Origin of the sequence: Eilatimonas milleporae (genome assembly GCF_003688555.1) — a bacterium.
Lineage (GTDB): Bacteria > Pseudomonadota > Alphaproteobacteria > Sphingomonadales > Kordiimonadaceae > Eilatimonas > Eilatimonas milleporae.
In genome coordinates, this window is sequence record NZ_REFR01000014.1 from 90,274 (window position 1) to 108,390 (window position 18,117).

The window sequence follows — 18,117 nt, forward strand, 5'->3', positions numbered from 1 at the left end:
TGTTGATGTGCCGGCGCGACATTTTTTGGAACGTCGCATGCCGGTTATTCTGTTCGCTGTTTTTATCGACCTTGTCGGATTCGGATTGATCGTCCCTATCCTGCCTTTCCTGACAATGGCCTATGGCGGCGACGCTCTCTCAGGGACGGCTCTGATCTCCATCTACTCGCTGATGACGTTCCTGTCGGGGCCTTTCTGGGGTCGCCTGTCGGATAAAATCGGTCGTCGGCCCGCACTCGCCCTGACCTTTGCCGGTGGAACGCTGTCTTATCTGACCCTGGCGTTTTCCGACAGTCTCGCAATGCTCTTTTTCGCCCGTGCCATGTCAGGGGCCATGGCAGGCAACATCGGTGTTGTCATGGCCGCGATGGCGGACATGACGGATGCTGAAAACCGCGGACGCGCCATGGGGTGGATCGGCGGCGTTTTCGGTCTGGGATTTGCCGTTGGTCCCGGCCTTGGCGGGTGGCTTGGCACCGGCGATGGTACGGTCAGTATATTGTTGCCCGGCCTTGTCGCCGCCGGACTGGCCTTCACCGCGATGCTTCTGACCTTCTTTTTTGTACCGGAAACAAGCCCGGGCCATGTCGCATCCGCTGCTTCCCGCGGACAGGAAGACACCGGAGACAGCAGCGAACCGGCGCCCGGCAGTCTGTCGCGGCGTGACCTGCTGTTCAAATCACCCTGGCGTTTCCTGCTGTTTCTGATGTTCGTCGTCACGGCCATCGGACAAAGCATCAGTTTTTCCATCACCCCTTTCTGGGCCGAAAGCACCTTTGGCTGGACCGGCAGTCAGGTTGGTGTGCTCCTGATGGCCATAGGCCTGTGCGTTGCAGCGGTACAAACACTGGCCGTCGGACCGTTATTCCGCCATCTGGGCGAAGTACGCACCATCTCTCTCGGCTCCATTGTCAGCATTGCCGGCTGCGGGCTGATCATGTTCGGCCCCAGCACACCGCTTGTCGCAATTCTGGGCTTTCCCTTGGTGATGGGCGGTCTGACAGTGGCTTTCCCCGCCCTGAACAGTCTGGTGTCGCTTAGAACCGACCGCCACAATCAAGGGGTCGCACTTGGCATGTCGCAAGGTTTGTCGGCACTGGGCCGTATCGTCGGCCCTTTAAGCGCCGGCGCCGTTTTCAGCACGTCGGCCCCTGGCCTGCCTTTTGTGATCGTGGCTGCAACCGCGGTGATCGCCGGCGGCTGGGCCTTTGCCGAATGGCGGCGCGACACACCTGAAAACCGGTCCTAGCCGCCGCAGATATCCCGGCGTTCCGCCAGCCAGCGGCTCATCTGCTTGGCAATCAATGACATGGAAACATTGAACGCGATCATGACCCGTTCGCCGGACCCGTCGGGGACAGGGCTTTCCACATTGAACATGCGGCGCCCCGCCAGTTCGCTTGTCGTGATATTGACGAGAATGGCGTCTATGGACATGACCACCTCGTCCGCATCCGCCGTTTCACCCGGAACGAAATGCATCTGCCAGATTTTGAGACCAAGGCGGCACCCCGCGGCCACATCCAGTCCGCCCTGACCCAGCGTCTGCACCTGCGCGTCATCGGCCAGGGACTGGACCAGATAATCCCTGATAAGGTCCGTCGCACTGGAGGACCACAAAACCCCGTCCAGCGTCGCACGTTCATATGTGCCGAGCCGGACGGCCACTTCACGGCCACCAAGGCCGTCGGCCGTCAACGGGTCGTCCACATAAACAACCGGTGCCCCCGGCGGGGCCACACCCAGTCCGTCATACTGCAGGCTGTAAACGGTTTGCGCGTTATCGCTGCCAAAGGAAATCAAGGGGCCGCATGCCGCCAGCAGGAAAGGAACCGCAAGCACGGCCGCGAGCGGATGAACGACACGGCCGGAATTCTTCGGAAGCCCTGTGCACCACCCATATATGCGCGAGGCAAACGTCATCAATTCTCTTCCTCCAGGCTACGGTTCTCAAGATCATATGTCCGCTTGTTCGGCCCGAAGAGCACTTCGGCCGGATTTTGCTCGATACGGCTGACAAGCCTCGCCAGGGCGCGGGATGTGATCCGCAGGTCAATGATCATGCGCGACACTTCCGGCAGGCTGCCCGACAGAAATTGTGTCACCGCCTGTTCATTGGCGGCGACAAGGCCGTCGATCCGCGACAGCATGGAATTGGCGGAACGCAGAGCCTCGACCGCCTCGGCAACCATTTGCTGACCGTCGCCGTCCAGCAGTTCCGTGCCGCTGTCCGCCAGCAGGCGGAAGGACTCAGCCGTATCCCTGACCTGGGACAATGTCGCTCTGAGATCGGCCATCAACAGATCCATATCCTCGGTTCCATCGGCCAGATTCCCCGTCAGACGGGCGCTGTTGTCGACCACCGCGCGCAAGGCGGCGATATTGTCGTCGCTGAACAGTTTTTGCACCTGCACCACCGCCAGAATGGCCTGGTTGACCAGATCGGGCGCACTTTGGAAAATCTCCTGGAAAGGGCTGGCCTCGGAAGGGATTTCCGGCCTCGGTGCGCCGGGGTGCGGCTCGATCGGGGGATTGCCAAGCTCGCCGCCGATCAGTTCGATGAAGGCAACGCCTGTAAACCCCTGATAGGCCAGTGTGGCGCGGGTCCCTTCATTGATCGGCACATCGGAACGCAGCCGGACCCAGACATGGATCCTGGCCGGATCAATGGGGGACAGGCCGATATCCATGACTTCGCCCACCGGAATACCCAGATAATAGACCACGCTGCGATTGTAGAGCCCGGAAACCGACCCATGGAAATAGATGTCGTAATCATTGTACTCGGCATCCAGATCCACCTTGGCCAGCCAGATGGTAAAGGCAACGGCCGCCGCCAGAAGGATCAGTACAAACCCGCCGACAAGTATGTGTGAGGCGCGGCTTTCCATATATTCAGTCCCACTCTATTAAGGTCCGATTTACAGGCCGTCTCAGGCAAAATCCGGCCTGTATTTCACTCACGCACGCGCACTACCGGCCGCGCGACCGCGCGGACCATTGAAATAATCCTGCACCCAGGGGTGGTCAAATCGGGCCACATCCTCAAGCGGTGCATTGATCAGGATACGCTTGTTCCCCAGAACGGCAATCCGGTCGCAGACACCGACCAGCGTATCCAGATCGTGGGTAACAAGAAATACAGTCAGGTCAAGGGAGTCCTTCAGCTCGGCGATCAACTGATCGAAAGCGTGGGCACCGATGGGGTCAAGCCCTGCCGTCGGCTCATCAAGGAAAAGAATATGGGGGTCAAGGGCAAGAGACCGCGCCAGCGCCGCCCTTTTACGCATGCCCCCCGAAAGATCGGACGGAAACTTGGACGCGGCATCAAGGGGCAATCCCACCATGGCAATCTTGCTGAGAGCCAGGTCATCCATCAGATTCTGGCTCAGATGAAAATGTTCGCGCATCGGAACCTGGATATTCTGCCCCACGGTCAGCGAGGTAAACAAGGCCCCGTCCTGGAACAATACCCCCCAGTCGCGTTTGCTACGCATCGCAGCGCCTGAATCGGCATCGGACTGGTCGACGCCGTCGATTTCAATGGTCCCCGCCACAGGATGCACCAGGCCTGTAATCGCCTTCAAAAGAACGGATTTTCCGGTACCGGACCCTCCGACCACACCCAGGATTTCACCGCGCCTGACATCAAGGTCAAGCCCGTCATGCACCACCTGCGTGCCGAAGGCTGTCATCAATCCCCGTACCCGGATGACACTGTCCGTAATTGCGTTACCGTCCATTCCGCCCCGTTTCCATTCACCCGGTCATTGTTATTTATGATGCCGATGCGTCGGTTTCGTTACCATCCGATCGCCGTAAAGAAGACAGCGAACAGAGAATCCAGCAGGATGACCATGAAAATCGATTGAACAACCGATTTGGTGGTGTGCATACCGACGGAATCCGCGCTGTTGGCCACGGACAGTCCGTGATAACAGCCGCTGACGGCGATCACGAAGGCAAAGAAAGGTGCCTTGATGATGCCTACGAGAAAATGGATATCGATATCGACGATATCACGGAAATAGAGCACAAAATTCCCGGGAGAGATATTCAGCTGCACCCAGGCGGTCAGCATACCGCCGACCATACCGACCACATCGGCATAAAAAGCCAGAAGCGGCATCACCAACACAAGAGCCAGAAGACGCGGCAGCACCAGAACATCGGTCGGGTTCATGCCCATCGTGTGCATGGCATCCACCTCTTCATGCAGGCGCATGGATCCGATTTGCGCGGTAAAGGCGCTGCCGGAACGGCCGGACACGATGATCGCCGTCATCAGGGCCCCCAGTTCCCGGAAATGAGTCACGGACAACATATCGATGACAAAGATATCCGCACCGAAACGGGCCAGCTGGACGGCACCCTGATTTACCACCACCGCACCGATGATAAAATTGATCAGCCCGACAATACCGAGGGCACGCAGCCCAACCACATCCATCTGATGAATCAGTGGCATCATCCTGAGGCGGCCGGGATGCCACAACAGGCTGATAACCCGGCTGAGAATCATACCGATAAAACTGAGAATATTGCCCGCGCTGACAAAAAAATGCTCCGTGGCTTCACCCACATCGGCAAGCGGCTTCTGGTACCAGATCAAATCATCGGGAGCCGTTTGCGTCGGCGGCGGACAGGCCGTGATCACCTCCAGAAGGCGGCGGTGATACGGCTGTATGTTTGTCAACATGATGACACTGTCGGATTTGATGCTTTCGCTGTAACGGCGGATCAGCACCGCACCCGTCGTATCCAGGCGGTCGACACGGGAACAGTCGATCACTGCCCCGCTGCGCAAAACCGGCAGGGCCCGCTGCATCATGCGGTCAATGGATGCCGCCCTGTCGATCGTCCAATCCCCGATCAAAACCAGGGCCGGCCGGCTGCCGCTGCGGTCAACCTGGTATATTGCGTCGGACCTTCCGTCGATGTGCTGATCGTCCATGCATGCCTCAAGACCGGAGCCCGTGCCCGGAACAATATCGCCGCACCGCCAAAGGCCGGCTGTCACGCGCGCATGGCGGCATATGAATTGCCGTTTGCGCGCTGTAGCCATTATACTATGACATCTTTATCCAACTTTGCAGGCGGACAGTCCAAGCCTTAATCGGACCCCTTGGGTGACTCAACACGGTAAAGTGTTCCAGCCGGATTATGCTGCGCACGACGCCGGTTCCTCGGAAGCAACACACGGATACTCACAGACGCCATGCCTGATACACTGCCATCGTCGACAGACGAAAATCCCCTGCTTGCCTTCGCCCGGTGGGTGGCGGAAACGCTCCCGGACTGGCCGGATCAGGCATGGTCACGGGCCCTTGACGCCTTTATCGACATCGTGGCGGTCATGATTCCGGGGGCCGATGAACCGGCGGTGCAAACGGTTCTGTCCGCCGTCGAACGGTGGGGAAGTGGCGGCGTCACCGTGGTTGGACATGACACGCCGCTGTCTCCACCCCATGCGGCACTTGTCAATGGGACGGCAGCGCATGCGCTTGACTTCGACGATAATTTCGACCCGGCGAAGGCGCATGCAACAGCGGTCCTCGCACCGGCACTTATAGCTCTGGCCGAAGACCGGGACATGACGGGGCGGGCGTTGCTGGACGCCTATATTGTCGGCCTACAGATCATGGGGCGCATCGGACAGGGCCTAAATCCGTTTCACCGGGAACGCGGCTGGCATGCGACAGCCACGGTGGGCACTGTGGGCTGCGCCGCCGGGTGCGCACGGCTGCTCGGTCTGGACGGGCAGCGGGCAGCGCATGCCATCTCGCTGGCGACCAGCATGGCGGGCGGCTTCATGAGCCAGTTTGGCACCATGACCAAACCGCTCCATGCCGGCCTTGCCGCCGAGGGTGGGGTGCGTGCCGCCCTCTTCGCCGAAGCCGGCATGACCGCCGGTGCCGACACCCTGCACGGCAAGACCGGCATGGGCACGCTGATGGTCGGTCCGGACCTGGAGGCATTGCGGGCGGCAATGCGGGGACGCAGTGAACACGGACAGACGATGTCCTTCAAAACCAGGGATATAGGCAAGCCGCTGCACATTCTGGAGTATGGCCTGAAAGTAAAGCGTTTTCCCAATTGCGGCAGTGTACACCGGGCCCTGGACGGCCTGCTGTCATTGCGGGCGACCCACGGGTTTACGGCAGACGATGTCACGGAAATACGTGTCCGGGCACCGGCGGCCCATCTGCGTAATCTGATGTATGAACGCCCCGTGGATCCCATGCAGGCCAAATTCAGCCTGGAATACAATCTTGCTGTCGGCCTGCGGGACGGCACAGTCGGGCTGGATGCCTTTCTGCCGGACAACATCGCACGGCAGGACGCATCGGACCTGATACCGCTTGTCAAAAAAGACTATGTGGAAAAACTGGAATCCGAATTCGACACGGAAGTTCATGTCCATCTTCGCGATGGCCGCACAGTGTCAACCAATATTCATATGCCGGTGGGCAGCAGCGCCCTTCCCCTGAACCGCGGTCAACTCTGGGAGAAGTTTGAAGGGTGTGTACAAAGCCGGCTTGACAAGAGACGCGCAAGTGCGGTTAGAGACGCTTTGTGCGCCTTGGAGCAGAACGGGCCGGTTCGGGGTCTGACCCGTTATCTTGCATCATAGCGCCTTCCGTCGGCCGTGCCGGCGGAAGAGCCGTTCGCTTGTAATGGCAAACCGTTCTTAAGTCAGGAAGCGCACCCCGTCCGCGATATCGTAAAGCCCATAGGGCAGGGATGGGAAACATCATGACAGATCAGCCGCAAGCCACCGCGCTTATCCTTGCCGCAAGCCGGCGCGGTCCTGGCGATCAGGTTGCCCAGCTTCAGGGGGTCAGTCATAAATGCCTGGTCACGCTTGACGGCACCATCATGCTGGAACGTGTGGTGACCGAACTGAAAAACAGCAAGGCCATCAACCGCATTTTCATTTCCATTGAAAACCGCGATTTCATCGAACAGGTCCCGAAACTGAAAGCCATGCTGGATGACGGCACGCTTTTTTTCGTACCGAGCGCGGAGAATCTGTACCTATCGGTCGTCAAGGCCATAGAGATGATCGATACGCCGTGGCCGCTCATGATCACCACCGGGGACAATGCACTGCACACCACCGAAATGATCGATCATTTCTGCCGCGAAACTACGCGCATCAAACCCGATGTCGCCGTCGCCATGACACCGGCGGATGTCATTCTGGATGCATATCCCGAAGGCAAGCGCGCTTTTCACGATCTGAAAGACGGCGGCTGGTCCAGCTGCAATCTTTATGCACTGACAACCCAGAAAGCCATCAAAACCGCCAAGGTGTTCGAGGGGGGAGGACAGTTCGGCAAGAAACCGGAACGTATCCTCAAGGCTTTTGGACTGTTCTTCATGATTCTGTACAAGTTCAGACTTTCGACCATAGATCAGCTTGCCAACCGGCTTTCAAAACGCTGGAAACTGAAGCTGAGCGTCATCCGCATGCCGTTTGCAGATGCGCCTATTGACGTGGACAACCCCGGCGATGTCGCCTTGACGGAACGCATTCTGAAAGCGCGCCGCGGCGCATAACACAATCGCCTGCCCGCCGGGATACAGCTGTTCTTGCACCTCCTCCGGCCACGTCTTAAGCTCTGCCGATCCGGAAACATCCAGCTTGGGCGGCTCTATCGCCGCCAACTGCCAGATGGAAAACTCCGGCAAACAAGAAGACCGTCCCTGTGTTCTAGGAGGAATACGCCGTGCGCGCCGACGCCACGACTCAGTTACGGACACTCTATCCGTCGATCGAGGCCTATCAGACAGACATGCTGTCCGTCGGTCAGGGACACGAAATCTATGTGGAACAGTCCGGCAACCCGGCTGGCATACCGATCCTGTTTATTCATGGAGGGCCGGGGGGCGGCACCAATCCGGTCCAGCGCCGCTTTTTCAATCCGGAAAAATTCCGCATCATCCTGTTCGATCAGCGCGGGTGCGGCAAAAGCCATCCCAGCGCCGGCCTGGAGGCCAACACGACCTGGCACCTTGTCGAGGATATGGAAACGATCCGGCGGACCCTCGGTATTGATCGCTGGGCGCTGTTTGGCGGCAGCTGGGGCAGCACGCTGGCCCTGATTTATGCACAGACCTATCCCGATACTGTCAGCGCCCTTATCCTGCGCGGTATTTTCCTGATGCGGCAGGAAGAACTGGACTGGTTCTACCGAAACGGCACCAGCGCCATTTTTCCCGAGGCATGGGAACGTTTCAAATCCCAGATTCCCGCCGATGAACATCATGATCTGGTGGGCGCCTACTACCGTCGCCTGACCGAAGACCGCCATGCCGCACAGCGGCTTCATTTCGCCCGTGAGTGGAGCCTCTGGGAAGGCAGCACCGTTACCCTCGTGCCTGACGAAAGCCAGCGCAGCCACTCTCTGGACCCTATGTTCGCCCTCGCCTTCGCCCGTATCGAAGCACATTATTTCAAACACAAAGGGTTTCTGGACGCCGACGGTCAGCTGCTGCGCGATGCCGGCAGGCTCAAAAACATCGAAACCCATATCATCCAGGGGCGCTATGACGCGATCTGCCCCCCGCGCTCAGCTGTCGCATTGGCAAAGGCCATGCCGTGGGCCAATCTGAAAATCGTGCCCGTTGCCGGCCACTCAGCTTTTGAATCCGCCATTCAGCATGAGCTGATATGCGCGACCGATACCTTATAGAAAAACGTTCGCCGCTACCATATCAAATCCGCGCCGGAACCAGGGCCCAAAATTCCGGTCCGGCCCCAAATGAAGAGGTTGTCATGCGTCTGCCTGCTACAATCACGGCTCTTTTTCTGTTTGCCGCCGTCCTCTTTTCAGCACCCGCGACTTACGGGGACACACAGGACACTATAACGATAACGGATGCCTGGGTTCGTCCGACAGGCCAGCGCGCCATGTCTACAGCGGTATATATGACAATCGCCAATACCGGTAACGCGGAAGCGGTTCTGATCGGGGCATCCAGCAACGCCGCCGAAATTGTACAAATTCACAAGACATCCGAGGAAAACGGCATCGCCCGCATGCAGCCGGTCGAACGCCTGCCCATTGCCCCCGGTGGAACCGCGTCGCTCAGCCCCGGCGGATACCATATCATGCTGATCCGCCTTGCCGCTCCCCTGTCGGCAGGGGACGTCATCGAAGTCACCCTGAACTTTGACGGTGGCGGGGATATCACACTTCCCGTAACAGCCGGCAGACCGTGACATCGCCTTAGGCCGCACCCTGATCGGGAACAGCCATCGGCGACGCCCGATAGCTCCTAGCTGCCGGACGGCACCCAGCCGGACAGTTCGCGGCGGACAAGACGCTCCAGAACGTCCATTCCGGGGTCCGTGTCATTCAGGCAGGGGGCATAGGCGAAATGCGTGCCACCGGCGGCAAGAAAATCTTCCCGCAGTTCGATGCTGAGCTCTTCAAGCGTTTCCAGACAATCGGCTGAAAAGGCCGGGGCCAGCAACAGAATACGCTTGATACCGTCAGCCGCCAGCGCCTCGACGCTTTCATCGGTGTAGGGGCCGACCCATTTGGTCGGCCCGACCCGGCTCTGATAGGTCGTCATCAGGACACCGTCTTCCAGACCAAGGGCCTGTTGCAGCAGGCGGGACGTTTTCTTGCACTGGCAGGGATAGGGATCACCCTTGTCCCAGTAGGCTTGCGGTATCGAATGATAGGACGCGATGATCCGTTCCGGCTGCCAGTCCAGACCGGCCGTGGTCGCGCGCACCGACGAGGCCAGGGCCTCGATGAAGAAATCGGCATCGTGATAAGGGGGCATTGTCCGCACGGCAGGCTGCCAGCGCATGCGGCCGAGCACCTCAAAGGCTTTGTCGTAGGACGATGCGCTTGTCGTCGCGCTGTAATGGGGATACAGCGCAAACAGCAATATCCGGTCGCAACCTTTTTCCCGCAGGGCCTGAAGACCGGTTTCGATCGATGGCTGGCCATAACGGAACGCCCAGGTCACATGGACCGTATCGCCCATGCGGTCCTGCATCTTTTCCGCCTGTGCGCGGGTAATGGTCCGCAAGGGGGATTCGTAAGGGTCCTCATTCCAGATGGAGGCATAGGCCCGCGCGGAACGGGCGGACCGGAATGTCAGGATGGGGCCGTGCAGGATCGGCAACCACAACAGACGCGGCACCTCGATAACGCGGGGATCTGACAGAAACTCCGCCAGATAGCGCCGGGTCGCCCAGTATGTCGGCGCATCGGGTGTCCCGAGGGCAATCATCAGCACCCCCGTGCGCCCCTGTGCGATTTCGGGATGATCCGCCGGCGCATGTGCCGGAACCGTGGCAAAGGCCGTATCCGGCACAGCTTTCGTCCGCATGTCGGTTTCAGACGCCATTGGCAAGTCTCCTTGAACAAAACATCAGGGAACAAAACACGGGGGCCACCGTCCGACGGCTGTAACAAATCAGCATGTATCTGAGAAGCCTGTTGGGCTTTGGAGTGTCCGTTCTATTTGAGGATACGCACCAGCATCGACCCCGGTTCACGCAAGGGGTCGGTGGCCAGCGCCAGCACCGCGCCCGCATGGGGTGCCGTGTAACGCTCGATTTCGCGTCCAAACGGATCATAAAGGGTCGCGACATGCTGCCCTTTGGCGACAGCCTCTAAAAGGGCGACATGGATCACCGCGATCCCGCCGGTTTTCGTGTAGATATTGCTGTAATGGGTGCCGATGACCGGCTGTTTTTCCGCGTAGACAACGGTGCCGGCGATCATACCCCGCAGCCGCATCACATTTTCCACGCCAGCAATGGCGCGGGAGACCAGCGTTTCCTGAAAACGTTTCGGGGCACCGATCTCGAAAGTGACGGCGGGGACGCCACTGGCCAGAAGCGTTGTCTCAAGGGTGCCGTTTTCTCCGGCGTCCTTTTTGATGATGTCCGGCATCAGGGCCCGGGCCAGGCTTTCCGCCTGTGGATTGTCAAAATCGGCAAACACGAACAGGGGATATTCCAGCCCCCGCGTTTGGGTATGCAGGTCGATTGCCAGGTCGAACCGGCCCTTGAAAATCCTTTTCCACACCGTGCCGGCATAGAGACCCGCCGGTCCGCCCCCCTTGGTCCGTCCCGGCAGGCTGCGGTTCAGGTCCACCATGAAACCGCCCCCGGTGGATCCGACAAAATGCCGGTTGTTGGCAATCATGCCCGGTCTGTTGATACCCGGCACCGCCACCAGAATACCGGCCAGACTGTCCGTGTCCAGACGGGCCGTCAGGCGGTGGATGACGGCGATACCGTTCAGCTCATCACCGTGTATGCCCGCCGCCAGCGCCAGTTTCGGGCCGGGCTTTTCCCCTTTAAGGATGATCACCGGCACATGGACGGGGTCGCCCGTGTTGCGCGCCCCGACGCGCACGTAAAAAAGATGCCGGCCCGGTGACAGGCTTTTCAAATCCAGAGCGCTGACAACAGGCACCCCGAGAAGCCGGTCCCCCGTATCGTGGGGAATCCGGTCCGTAACGATGGTCGTCGGGTCTGGAAGCGGTGTGTCCATAGCGCGCAGCGGCAGTGTCGTGACAGACAACGCCCACAGGACAAATACTCTCAAAAAAAGCGACCTGAACATGAAAGAGCTTGATCTAACCTTTGTCTGAAAAACCGCCATATGGTGGCGGCCCGTATGGATACCGTCAAGTCAGGCAGAGAGCGCAACACCTTGCCAGCAAGCCCTTTGCTGTGCCTTAATTATTATTGCCGTTCGCTGTTTTGCGGCAGGACAGGGAGACATAGCATGGGCGCAGGATGCGCGCATCATGAACCGGTTTTCGATGGGCGCGACCCGGCGTTTCGACGGGCGCTTCTGGCCGTGATCGCCATCAATGCCGGGATGTTTCTGATCGAAATGCCCATGGGATTTGTTGGGGCGTCGCAGGCGCTCAAGGCCGACGCCCTCGATTTTCTCGGGGACACCGCCACCTATGCGATGTCGCTTGCCGTTATCGGCTCCAGCATCATGGTCCGCTCGGCCGCCGCGATGATCAAAGGCATCAGTCTCAGCGTAATGGGGTTGGGCGTACTGGGTCTCGCACTCTACAGGGTCTTTGTTCTGGCGGAACCCGCAGCCCCCATCATGGGGTCGGTTGCCGTGGCGGCGCTGGTGGCGAATCTGGCCAGTGTACTGATTTTGATGCGTTTCCGCGATGGGGACTCAAATGTCCGCTCCGTCTGGCTTTGCAGCCGCAATGACGCCATCGGCAATGTGGCGGTGCTGATCGCCGCCGGGGCGGTATGGCTGACAGGGACACGCTGGCCGGACCTGATTGTCGCCGGTTTCATGGCAAGCCTGTTTCTGCTCAATTCCGTCAGCATCGTCCGGCAGGCCCATGGCGAACGGCAGTCGGCCCGGCTGATATCCCAGCCGGGCGAATAACACCGCCACCCGAAAGGGCTGTGGTCTGCGCCAGGCTTCCCGAAGGGCCAAAATCCGCTGATCCATAACAGGGTTGGACGCGTACCTGTGACCGACGTGTCCTTTATCCTGTTATGTAACATTTGCGGAATCCTGCGTGTGACCCATCCAAAGTATCGAATAGCAATTGTCGGATCCGGCATCGCCGGCCTGTCCGCCGCGTGGCTTCTGTCCAGACACCATGAGGTCCATCTGTTCGAGGCGGACACGCGCCTTGGCGGGCACAGCAACACGGTCACGGTCATGACAGCCGCCGGCCCCCTTGCGATCGATACGGGATTTATCGTTTTCAATGACCGCACCTATCCCAATCTTGTGCCTTTGTTCGACACGCTGGGCGTGACCAGCGTCAAAAGCGATATGTCCTTTTCCGTGTCCAGCGGCGGCGGGGCGTTTGAGTATGCCGGCAGCGATATCCACGGCCTGATGGCGCAGAAACGCAATCTGGTCCGGCCCCGCTTCTGGTCGATGATACGCGACCTGATGCGGTTTTACCGCGAGGCGGCCGAAGACGGGCGGCATCCGTCCGCCATGCAGCAAAGGCTTGGCGCCTATCTGACGGAAAAGGGGTATGGCAAAGCCTTCCGTGAGGATCACATCCTGCCCATGGCGGCCGCCATATGGTCCACCGGCGATGCCCGGATAGATGACTTCCCGCTGGCGGCCCTGACCCGCTTTTTCGATCATCACGGTCTTTTGAACCTGTCGGACAGGCCACAGTGGCGCACCCTTGTCGGCGGTGCGAAAACCTATGTGGCGGAAATGGCCAAACCCCTTGGACGGCGCGTGCACCTTAACCATGCGGTCCGCAGTATCGCGCGGGGCCCCGGCACCGTCCGTCTGACCACCCAGGATGGCATCGCGGATGATTTCGACCATGTGGTCATCGCCGCCCATGCCGACCAGGCCCTGGCCATGCTGGACGACCCGACAGAGGATGAGCGGAACCTGCTCGGCGCTTTTCAATACAGCCGGAACCGGGCCGTCCTGCACAGCGACCCGGCCCTGATGCCGCGCCGCAAGGCGGCCTGGGCCAGTTGGAATGCCCTCCGGGAAAAGGACGGTGCTGACGCCCCCGAAAAGGTCTGTGTCAGCTACTGGATGAACCGGCTTCAGCCCATCGGCAGACAGCAGGATTTTTTCGTCACCCTCAACCCGGTCCATGAGCCGGACGCGGTGCATTACGAGACGCAGTACACGCACCCCCTGTTCGACAGCCGTGCCATGATGGCCCAGCGGGAATTGTGGTCCCTGCAGGGGGGGCGGCGAACGTGGTTCTGCGGTGCCCATTTCGGCTATGGCTTCCATGAGGACGGCGTGCAAAGCGGCCTCGCGGTGGCCGAGGCGATCGGCGGCGTCACCCGGCCCTGGCGGGTACCGGACGAAAACGGCCGGGTGATGGCCCTCGCCGAGGCGAACACCCCGCTCAGGCGGGCAGCGGAATGACGGCGGTCCCGGCAGACGGGACCGACAGCGCCCTTTACGAGGGCGTCGTCACCCATATGCGTCACAAACCGAAGAAACACGGCCTGCGCTACAGGGTTTTTTCCCTGCTGATCGACCTTGACGAGATGGAGGCCCTTAGCCGGCGCCTGCGCTTCCTTTCGCTGGAACGGTTCAATCTGTTCTCATTGTACAGCGGCGATTACGGCACCGGCGGCGACCGCTCCCTCAAGGACCAGATCACAGGCCTGCTCAGACAGAACGGTGTCGATCTTGAGGGCGGGCGCATCCACATGCTCGCCTACCCCCGCATGCTGGGATATGTCTTCAATCCCTTGTGCGTCTATTTCTGCCACGACCGGGCGCACAGGCTGGCCGCCATCCTGTATGAGGTGCACAACACCTTCGGCGAACGTCACAATTACCTGTTCCGCGTGGACGGTGACAGGGACGGTGACACCATTGCCGCCCACAGCGCCGACAAATGCTTTTATGTCTCGCCGTTTCAGTCCGTGGACGGGCGCTATGTTTTCAAACTGGCCCTGCCGGGCGAAAAACTGGCGCTATCCATCCGCGCCGAAGACGCATCCGGCGGGCATCTGACGGCCGCCTTCACCGCCCGGCGCAGACCGCTAACCGACAGAAATCTTCTCGGCCTCGCCATAAAACTGCCTCTCATGACGCTCAAGGTGATCGCCGGCATTCACTGGCATGCCCTGCGCCTGTGGCTGAAGGGTCTGAAAATATACAGGCACGGCGACCGTCATGATCATGGCACCAGCATGGCCTGTCCGGTGAAGACCGATACCACTGAAATGATTGGGGAACAGAATTCATGAGTGACCGCACATTCCGCACCGGCCCGGATATCGCCGCACCCTTCCCGCCCATGGCGCAGCGATTTGCCGCCATGCTCGGCCGGGTGCTGCAAAGGGCGGACACCGGCGCGATCCGGATCGACCTGCCGGACGGCCGCACCCTGAAAAAACAGGCCAGCGGACAGGGCCCTTCCGCCCATCTGGCCATCCGCGACTGGCGCGCCCTGAAAAAATTGTTTTTCGGCGGCCACAACGGCTTCGCCGAGGCCTATATGGACGGCCTGATCGACATGGTGTCGCCGACGGACCTGTTCCATTGGTTTCTCGCCAATGAGCGGGCGCTGGCCGGCGGCACCATGGGTCCGCGCGTCGGCCGGTTCATGCAAAGGCTGTATCACATCATGCGGCCCAACAGCCGCAGGGGCGCCCAGCGGAACATCGCCTACCATTACGATCTGGGAAACAGCTTCTATGAAAGCTGGCTGGATGACAGCATGACCTATTCCTCGGCCCTGTTCGAGCGTATGGACGCCCCCCTCGAAGCGGCGCAGCACAGCAAATACCGCACCCATGCGGACTGGCTGGACCTGACGCCGGGCATGGATGTTCTGGAGATCGGCTGCGGCTGGGGCGGCTTTGCCGAGGTCGCGGTCCGGGAGTACGGCGCCAGACACACGGGCATCACAATTTCCCGCGCCCAGCATGACTTCGCCAAGACACGCCTGACAGCACTCGGCGCGCCCGAGGCAATCCGTTTTCAGGACTACCGCGACACCGGCGGGCTGTATGACCGAATCGCCTCCATTGAAATGTTCGAGGCCATCGGCGAGCGTCAATGGCCGGTTTTCTTCGACACCATCCGCAAAAGACTGAAACCGGGCGGCATGGCCACGGTCCAGGTCATCACGATCGAGGAAGACAGGTTCAAACGCTACCGCGGTGGCGCCGATTTCATTCAGCGCTACATTTTCCCGGGCGGTATGCTGCCCAGCCCCGAACGCTTCCAAGCAGCGGCCGAGGCCGCCGGTCTGGTCATCGACAAAACCCTGACCTTCGGCCGATCCTATGCGGAAACATTGCGGCGCTGGCGCGACCGCTTCGACGCGGCCTGGCCCAGGCTGGTCGATCTGGGATTCGACGAAAGGTTCCGCCGCATGTGGCTGTATTATCTGACATATTGCGAGGCCGGTTTCGACGCGGGCAGCATCGATGTGGCGATTTATCGCCTCAGGCCTGAACCGAACGGCCACCCGGCCGCGTAATATTCCCTGAGAAAAGTATTCCAGAGGACCAAAGCAATGACAGCACGGATGTTGGGCGTGTTCATGATCGTCTGGACGCTGATGGGATGTGCATCCATGAAGATCGAAGACTTCGCCGACCGTCAGCCGGTTTTTGAACTGGAAGAATATTTTCTGGGGCAGACACGGGCGTACGGCCTGTTCGAAGACCGCGGCGGCAATATCAAGGCGGAATTTACCGTCGACATCGTCGGCACGATGGAGGGCGACACCCTGGTTCTGGACGAGGATTTTTCCTATGCCTCGGGCCGGAAGGAACAGCGCACATGGCGTATCCGGCGCACGGGCCCGGCATCCTATGTGGGCACCGCCGCCGATGTGGTGGGCGAGGCCGAGGGCCGCATCGCCGGCAATGCGTTGAACTGGAAATACCTTCTGGACCTGGACACGGGAGACGGCGATACCATCAGGCTGCGCTTCGACGACTGGATGTTCCTGCAGGAAGACGGCGTTCTGCTGAACCGGGCGCGCCTCAGCAAGTTCGGTTTCCATGTCGGCAGCGTCACCATATCCTTCCGCAAGGTGGACGCCGGCTCTTAAAGCCTAATCCCCCTACCCTGATCCTTTCCCATTCTAATCCTGCGACCGGATCAGTTTTTTCGTGATCGCGAAATAAACCCTTCCCGGCAGGATACTGAGAAATTTCAGCGCCCCCACAAAGGGCCAGGGGAAGGCCACATCCCATTTGCCGGCCTTCAGCCCGGCGATGATCCTGCGCGCGGCGTCCTCCGGTTCCAGAAGCTGCGGCATGGAAAAATCATTCCTGTCCGTCAAGCGCGTCCGGACGAAACCGGGATTGACGATCGAGAGCCTCACCCCCGCCTGTGCCAGCTCGTTATGGAGGGATTCGGCCAGATTGATCAGCGCCGCCTTGGTCGGACCGTACCCGGCCGCCCCCGGCAGGCCGCGATACCCCGACGGCGAGGCGACAATGGCGATATGTCCGCGCCGCTCGTCCGCCAGCCTGCGCGCAAGCGGCGCCAGGACATTGACGATGCCCTCATAATTGACACGCATCATCCAGGCCGCTTTTTCCGCGTCGAAGGTGTCCAGATACATGGGCTCGTAAACGGCGGCATTCAGGATCACCAGGTCGGGGACCCGCGTCATGTCGGCGACAGTGCTCTCGCAGGCGGCGCGGTCCACCACGTCCAGCGCCAGGGCGGCGATACGGTCGTTTTCGCCGGCCAGGGCGGCCAGCCTGTCGGCGGACCGGGCGCTGACGACCACCGGGATATCGTCGGCGGCCAGCGCGCGTGCGACCTCGGCGCCGATGCCGGTACTGCCGCCGACGATCCAGGCATCCCGCCACCGTACGGCCATCTAGCCGTCCTTTCCGCACTGACGGCAGACATAGCGCACCGTGGACCCGTCCTTGCCCTTGAACTGCAGCCCGACCCAGCGCCCGGCCTCGTCATACCAGACCTGATTGTCCAGATCGCCTTCATACTGATACTTCAGGGCCCGGCGCGGGCCGGTACCGGTGGGCACGGATTCCCACTGCACCGGGCGAATGTTCACATCGTCCATGGCACCGGTCAGCGTGTTCAGGACCTGGTGCTGATCCACCACGCCCACATGCCAGTGATCCGTGGGATACAGGGTTTCGGGATTGTCGGCGCTGAGGCTTTCGCCTTTCGGCGTGGTCCAGGAAAAAATGTCCCCGTCCCGCAGGCCTTCCAGCACCCGGCGTTTTCGGCCCTGTTTGACCTTTGCTTCGAGCAGCTTCAGGCCGCTTTCATCCCACACCGCTTCGGAATGGTAATCCAGCTTGAACGCGGTGATGAAGAGGACCTTCACCTTCAGGTCCAGATCGTTGACAACCAGCAGGCCGTCGTCGGCCGGTTCGAAACGGGTGACATGTTCTCCGATTTTCTTGCCCTTGCGGATCACGTCGAAAATGATCGGCCCGTCATAAAGAGCCGCCTGATGCGCCGGTTCCGGCACGGCGGCAAAACCGCTTTCGGGCGGGACCGCGGCCGCGGAGACCTCTGTCCCGAGCAGGATAAGACCGGCGATCAGCGATGAAACAGGACCCACGACTTTCGACCTCCACACCATCCACCATACGCGGCGCCGGGCGCGGCGGATGACCCTGCCTGCCAAAAC

Annotated in this window: 18 protein-coding genes; 10 read left to right on the plus strand and 8 right to left on the minus strand. The window is 60.3% G+C overall.

Annotated features, from left to right (window positions below):
- The first annotated feature begins 37 nt into the window (after window positions 1–37).
- Window positions 38–1,249: an MFS transporter gene (locus BXY39_RS15095; protein WP_121939724.1), complete on the plus strand. Its 1,212-nt coding sequence runs from the start codon at window positions 38–40 to the stop codon at window positions 1,247–1,249.
- On the opposite strand, the gene BXY39_RS15100 is transcribed toward BXY39_RS15095, so the two are convergent.
- From BXY39_RS15100 to BXY39_RS15115, 4 genes are all read right to left on the minus strand, one after another.
- The gene (locus BXY39_RS15100; protein ID WP_121939725.1) at window positions 1,246–1,923 is read right to left on the minus strand and encodes an ABC-type transport auxiliary lipoprotein family protein; all 678 of its coding nucleotides are present in this window, start codon (window positions 1,921–1,923) and stop codon (window positions 1,246–1,248) included. The genes BXY39_RS15095 and BXY39_RS15100 overlap by 4 nt on opposite strands.
- Window positions 1,923–2,891: an MlaD family protein gene (locus tag BXY39_RS15105; protein WP_121939726.1), complete on the minus strand. Its 969-nt coding sequence runs from the start codon at window positions 2,889–2,891 to the stop codon at window positions 1,923–1,925. The genes BXY39_RS15100 and BXY39_RS15105 overlap by 1 nt, the downstream gene beginning before the upstream one ends.
- A gap of 69 nt (window positions 2,892–2,960) precedes the next feature.
- Window positions 2,961–3,743 (minus strand): ABC transporter ATP-binding protein, encoded by a 783-nt coding sequence (locus tag BXY39_RS15110; RefSeq protein WP_121939727.1) that lies wholly within the window; start codon window positions 3,741–3,743, stop codon window positions 2,961–2,963.
- 59 nt (window positions 3,744–3,802) lie between these two features.
- Complete coding sequence (locus tag BXY39_RS15115) at window positions 3,803–4,954, minus strand: MlaE family lipid ABC transporter permease subunit (RefSeq protein ID WP_170163873.1); 1,152 nt, start codon at window positions 4,952–4,954, stop codon at window positions 3,803–3,805.
- 264 nt (window positions 4,955–5,218) lie between these two features.
- Between BXY39_RS15115 and BXY39_RS15120 the strand changes: the two genes are divergently transcribed.
- From BXY39_RS15120 to BXY39_RS19400, 4 genes are all read left to right on the plus strand, one after another.
- On the plus strand, window positions 5,219–6,634 hold the full coding sequence (locus tag BXY39_RS15120; RefSeq protein WP_121939729.1) for an MmgE/PrpD family protein: 1,416 nt from the start codon (window positions 5,219–5,221) through the stop codon (window positions 6,632–6,634).
- A 122-nt stretch (window positions 6,635–6,756) separates the two neighbouring features.
- Entirely contained in the window at window positions 6,757–7,563 is an 807-nt protein-coding gene (locus BXY39_RS15125) for an NTP transferase domain-containing protein (protein ID WP_170163874.1), read from the plus strand.
- 170 nt (window positions 7,564–7,733) lie between these two features.
- Window positions 7,734–8,699: a prolyl aminopeptidase gene (gene pip / locus BXY39_RS15130; protein ID WP_121939731.1), complete on the plus strand. Its 966-nt coding sequence runs from the start codon at window positions 7,734–7,736 to the stop codon at window positions 8,697–8,699.
- A gap of 83 nt (window positions 8,700–8,782) precedes the next feature.
- Entirely contained in the window at window positions 8,783–9,229 is a 447-nt protein-coding gene (locus BXY39_RS19400; RefSeq protein ID WP_281270023.1) for a copper chaperone PCu(A)C, read from the plus strand.
- A gap of 56 nt (window positions 9,230–9,285) precedes the next feature.
- Here the strand turns inward: BXY39_RS19400 and hemH are convergent, their stop codons facing one another.
- Together hemH and BXY39_RS15145 are read right to left on the minus strand one after the other, a co-directional pair.
- Window positions 9,286–10,374 (minus strand): ferrochelatase, encoded by a 1,089-nt coding sequence (gene hemH / locus BXY39_RS15140; RefSeq protein ID WP_245999293.1) that lies wholly within the window; start codon window positions 10,372–10,374, stop codon window positions 9,286–9,288.
- Between the two features lie 113 nt (window positions 10,375–10,487).
- Window positions 10,488–11,603, minus strand: coding sequence for a succinylglutamate desuccinylase/aspartoacylase family protein (locus BXY39_RS15145; protein WP_170163876.1), 1,116 nt, complete (start codon window positions 11,601–11,603; stop codon window positions 10,488–10,490).
- Between the two features lie 165 nt (window positions 11,604–11,768).
- On the opposite strand from BXY39_RS15145, the gene BXY39_RS15150 reads away from it, so the two are divergent.
- The 5 genes from BXY39_RS15150 to BXY39_RS15170 all read left to right on the plus strand — a co-directional run bounded on the left by BXY39_RS15150 (window position 11,769) and on the right by BXY39_RS15170 (window position 16,548).
- Window positions 11,769–12,407, plus strand: coding sequence for a cation efflux transmembrane domain-containing protein (locus BXY39_RS15150; protein ID WP_121939734.1), 639 nt, complete (start codon window positions 11,769–11,771; stop codon window positions 12,405–12,407).
- Window positions 12,408–12,545: 138 nt separating this feature from the next.
- The gene (locus BXY39_RS15155; RefSeq protein ID WP_211332281.1) at window positions 12,546–13,892 is read left to right on the plus strand and encodes an NAD(P)/FAD-dependent oxidoreductase; all 1,347 of its coding nucleotides are present in this window, start codon (window positions 12,546–12,548) and stop codon (window positions 13,890–13,892) included.
- Entirely contained in the window at window positions 13,889–14,728 is an 840-nt protein-coding gene (locus BXY39_RS15160) for a DUF1365 domain-containing protein (RefSeq protein ID WP_121939735.1), read from the plus strand. The genes BXY39_RS15155 and BXY39_RS15160 overlap by 4 nt, the downstream gene beginning before the upstream one ends.
- Window positions 14,725–15,969, plus strand: coding sequence for an SAM-dependent methyltransferase (locus BXY39_RS15165; RefSeq protein ID WP_121939736.1), 1,245 nt, complete (start codon window positions 14,725–14,727; stop codon window positions 15,967–15,969). The genes BXY39_RS15160 and BXY39_RS15165 overlap by 4 nt, the downstream gene beginning before the upstream one ends.
- A gap of 36 nt (window positions 15,970–16,005) precedes the next feature.
- Window positions 16,006–16,548: a DUF3833 domain-containing protein gene (locus BXY39_RS15170; RefSeq protein WP_121939737.1), complete on the plus strand. Its 543-nt coding sequence runs from the start codon at window positions 16,006–16,008 to the stop codon at window positions 16,546–16,548.
- Between the two features lie 33 nt (window positions 16,549–16,581).
- Here BXY39_RS15170 and BXY39_RS15175 read toward each other — a convergent pair whose 3' ends face one another.
- Together BXY39_RS15175 and BXY39_RS15180 are read right to left on the minus strand one after the other, a co-directional pair.
- Window positions 16,582–17,331: an SDR family NAD(P)-dependent oxidoreductase gene (locus BXY39_RS15175; RefSeq protein WP_121939738.1), complete on the minus strand. Its 750-nt coding sequence runs from the start codon at window positions 17,329–17,331 to the stop codon at window positions 16,582–16,584.
- On the minus strand, window positions 17,332–18,048 hold the full coding sequence (locus BXY39_RS15180) for a DUF6134 family protein (RefSeq protein ID WP_147453604.1): 717 nt from the start codon (window positions 18,046–18,048) through the stop codon (window positions 17,332–17,334). It abuts the gene before it with no gap.
- Window positions 18,049–18,117: the final 69 nt, after the last annotated feature.

Bases quoted from the DNA above. Each gene is read 5' to 3' on its own strand.
- BXY39_RS15095 (WP_121939724.1), top strand. From the start codon at position 38: ATGCCGGTTATTCTGTTCGCTGTTTTTATCGACCTTGTCGGATTCGGA.
- BXY39_RS15100 (WP_121939725.1), bottom strand. From the start codon at position 1,923: ATGACGTTTGCCTCGCGCATATATGGGTGGTGCACAGGGCTTCCGAAG.
- BXY39_RS15105 (WP_121939726.1), bottom strand. From the start codon at position 2,891: ATGGAAAGCCGCGCCTCACACATACTTGTCGGCGGGTTTGTACTGATC.
- BXY39_RS15110 (WP_121939727.1), bottom strand. From the start codon at position 3,743: ATGGACGGTAACGCAATTACGGACAGTGTCATCCGGGTACGGGGATTG.
- BXY39_RS15115 (WP_170163873.1), bottom strand. From the start codon at position 4,954: ATGGACGATCAGCACATCGACGGAAGGTCCGACGCAATATACCAGGTT.
- BXY39_RS15120 (WP_121939729.1), top strand. From the start codon at position 5,219: ATGCCTGATACACTGCCATCGTCGACAGACGAAAATCCCCTGCTTGCC.
- BXY39_RS15125 (WP_170163874.1), top strand. From the start codon at position 6,757: ATGACAGATCAGCCGCAAGCCACCGCGCTTATCCTTGCCGCAAGCCGG.
- BXY39_RS19400 (WP_281270023.1), top strand. From the start codon at position 8,783: ATGCGTCTGCCTGCTACAATCACGGCTCTTTTTCTGTTTGCCGCCGTC.
- hemH (WP_245999293.1), bottom strand. From the start codon at position 10,374: ATGGCGTCTGAAACCGACATGCGGACGAAAGCTGTGCCGGATACGGCC.
- BXY39_RS15145 (WP_170163876.1), bottom strand. From the start codon at position 11,603: ATGTTCAGGTCGCTTTTTTTGAGAGTATTTGTCCTGTGGGCGTTGTCT.
- BXY39_RS15150 (WP_121939734.1), top strand. From the start codon at position 11,769: ATGGGCGCAGGATGCGCGCATCATGAACCGGTTTTCGATGGGCGCGAC.
- BXY39_RS15160 (WP_121939735.1), top strand. From the start codon at position 13,889: ATGACGGCGGTCCCGGCAGACGGGACCGACAGCGCCCTTTACGAGGGC.
- BXY39_RS15165 (WP_121939736.1), top strand. From the start codon at position 14,725: ATGAGTGACCGCACATTCCGCACCGGCCCGGATATCGCCGCACCCTTC.
- BXY39_RS15170 (WP_121939737.1), top strand. From the start codon at position 16,006: ATGACAGCACGGATGTTGGGCGTGTTCATGATCGTCTGGACGCTGATG.
- BXY39_RS15175 (WP_121939738.1), bottom strand. From the start codon at position 17,331: ATGGCCGTACGGTGGCGGGATGCCTGGATCGTCGGCGGCAGTACCGGC.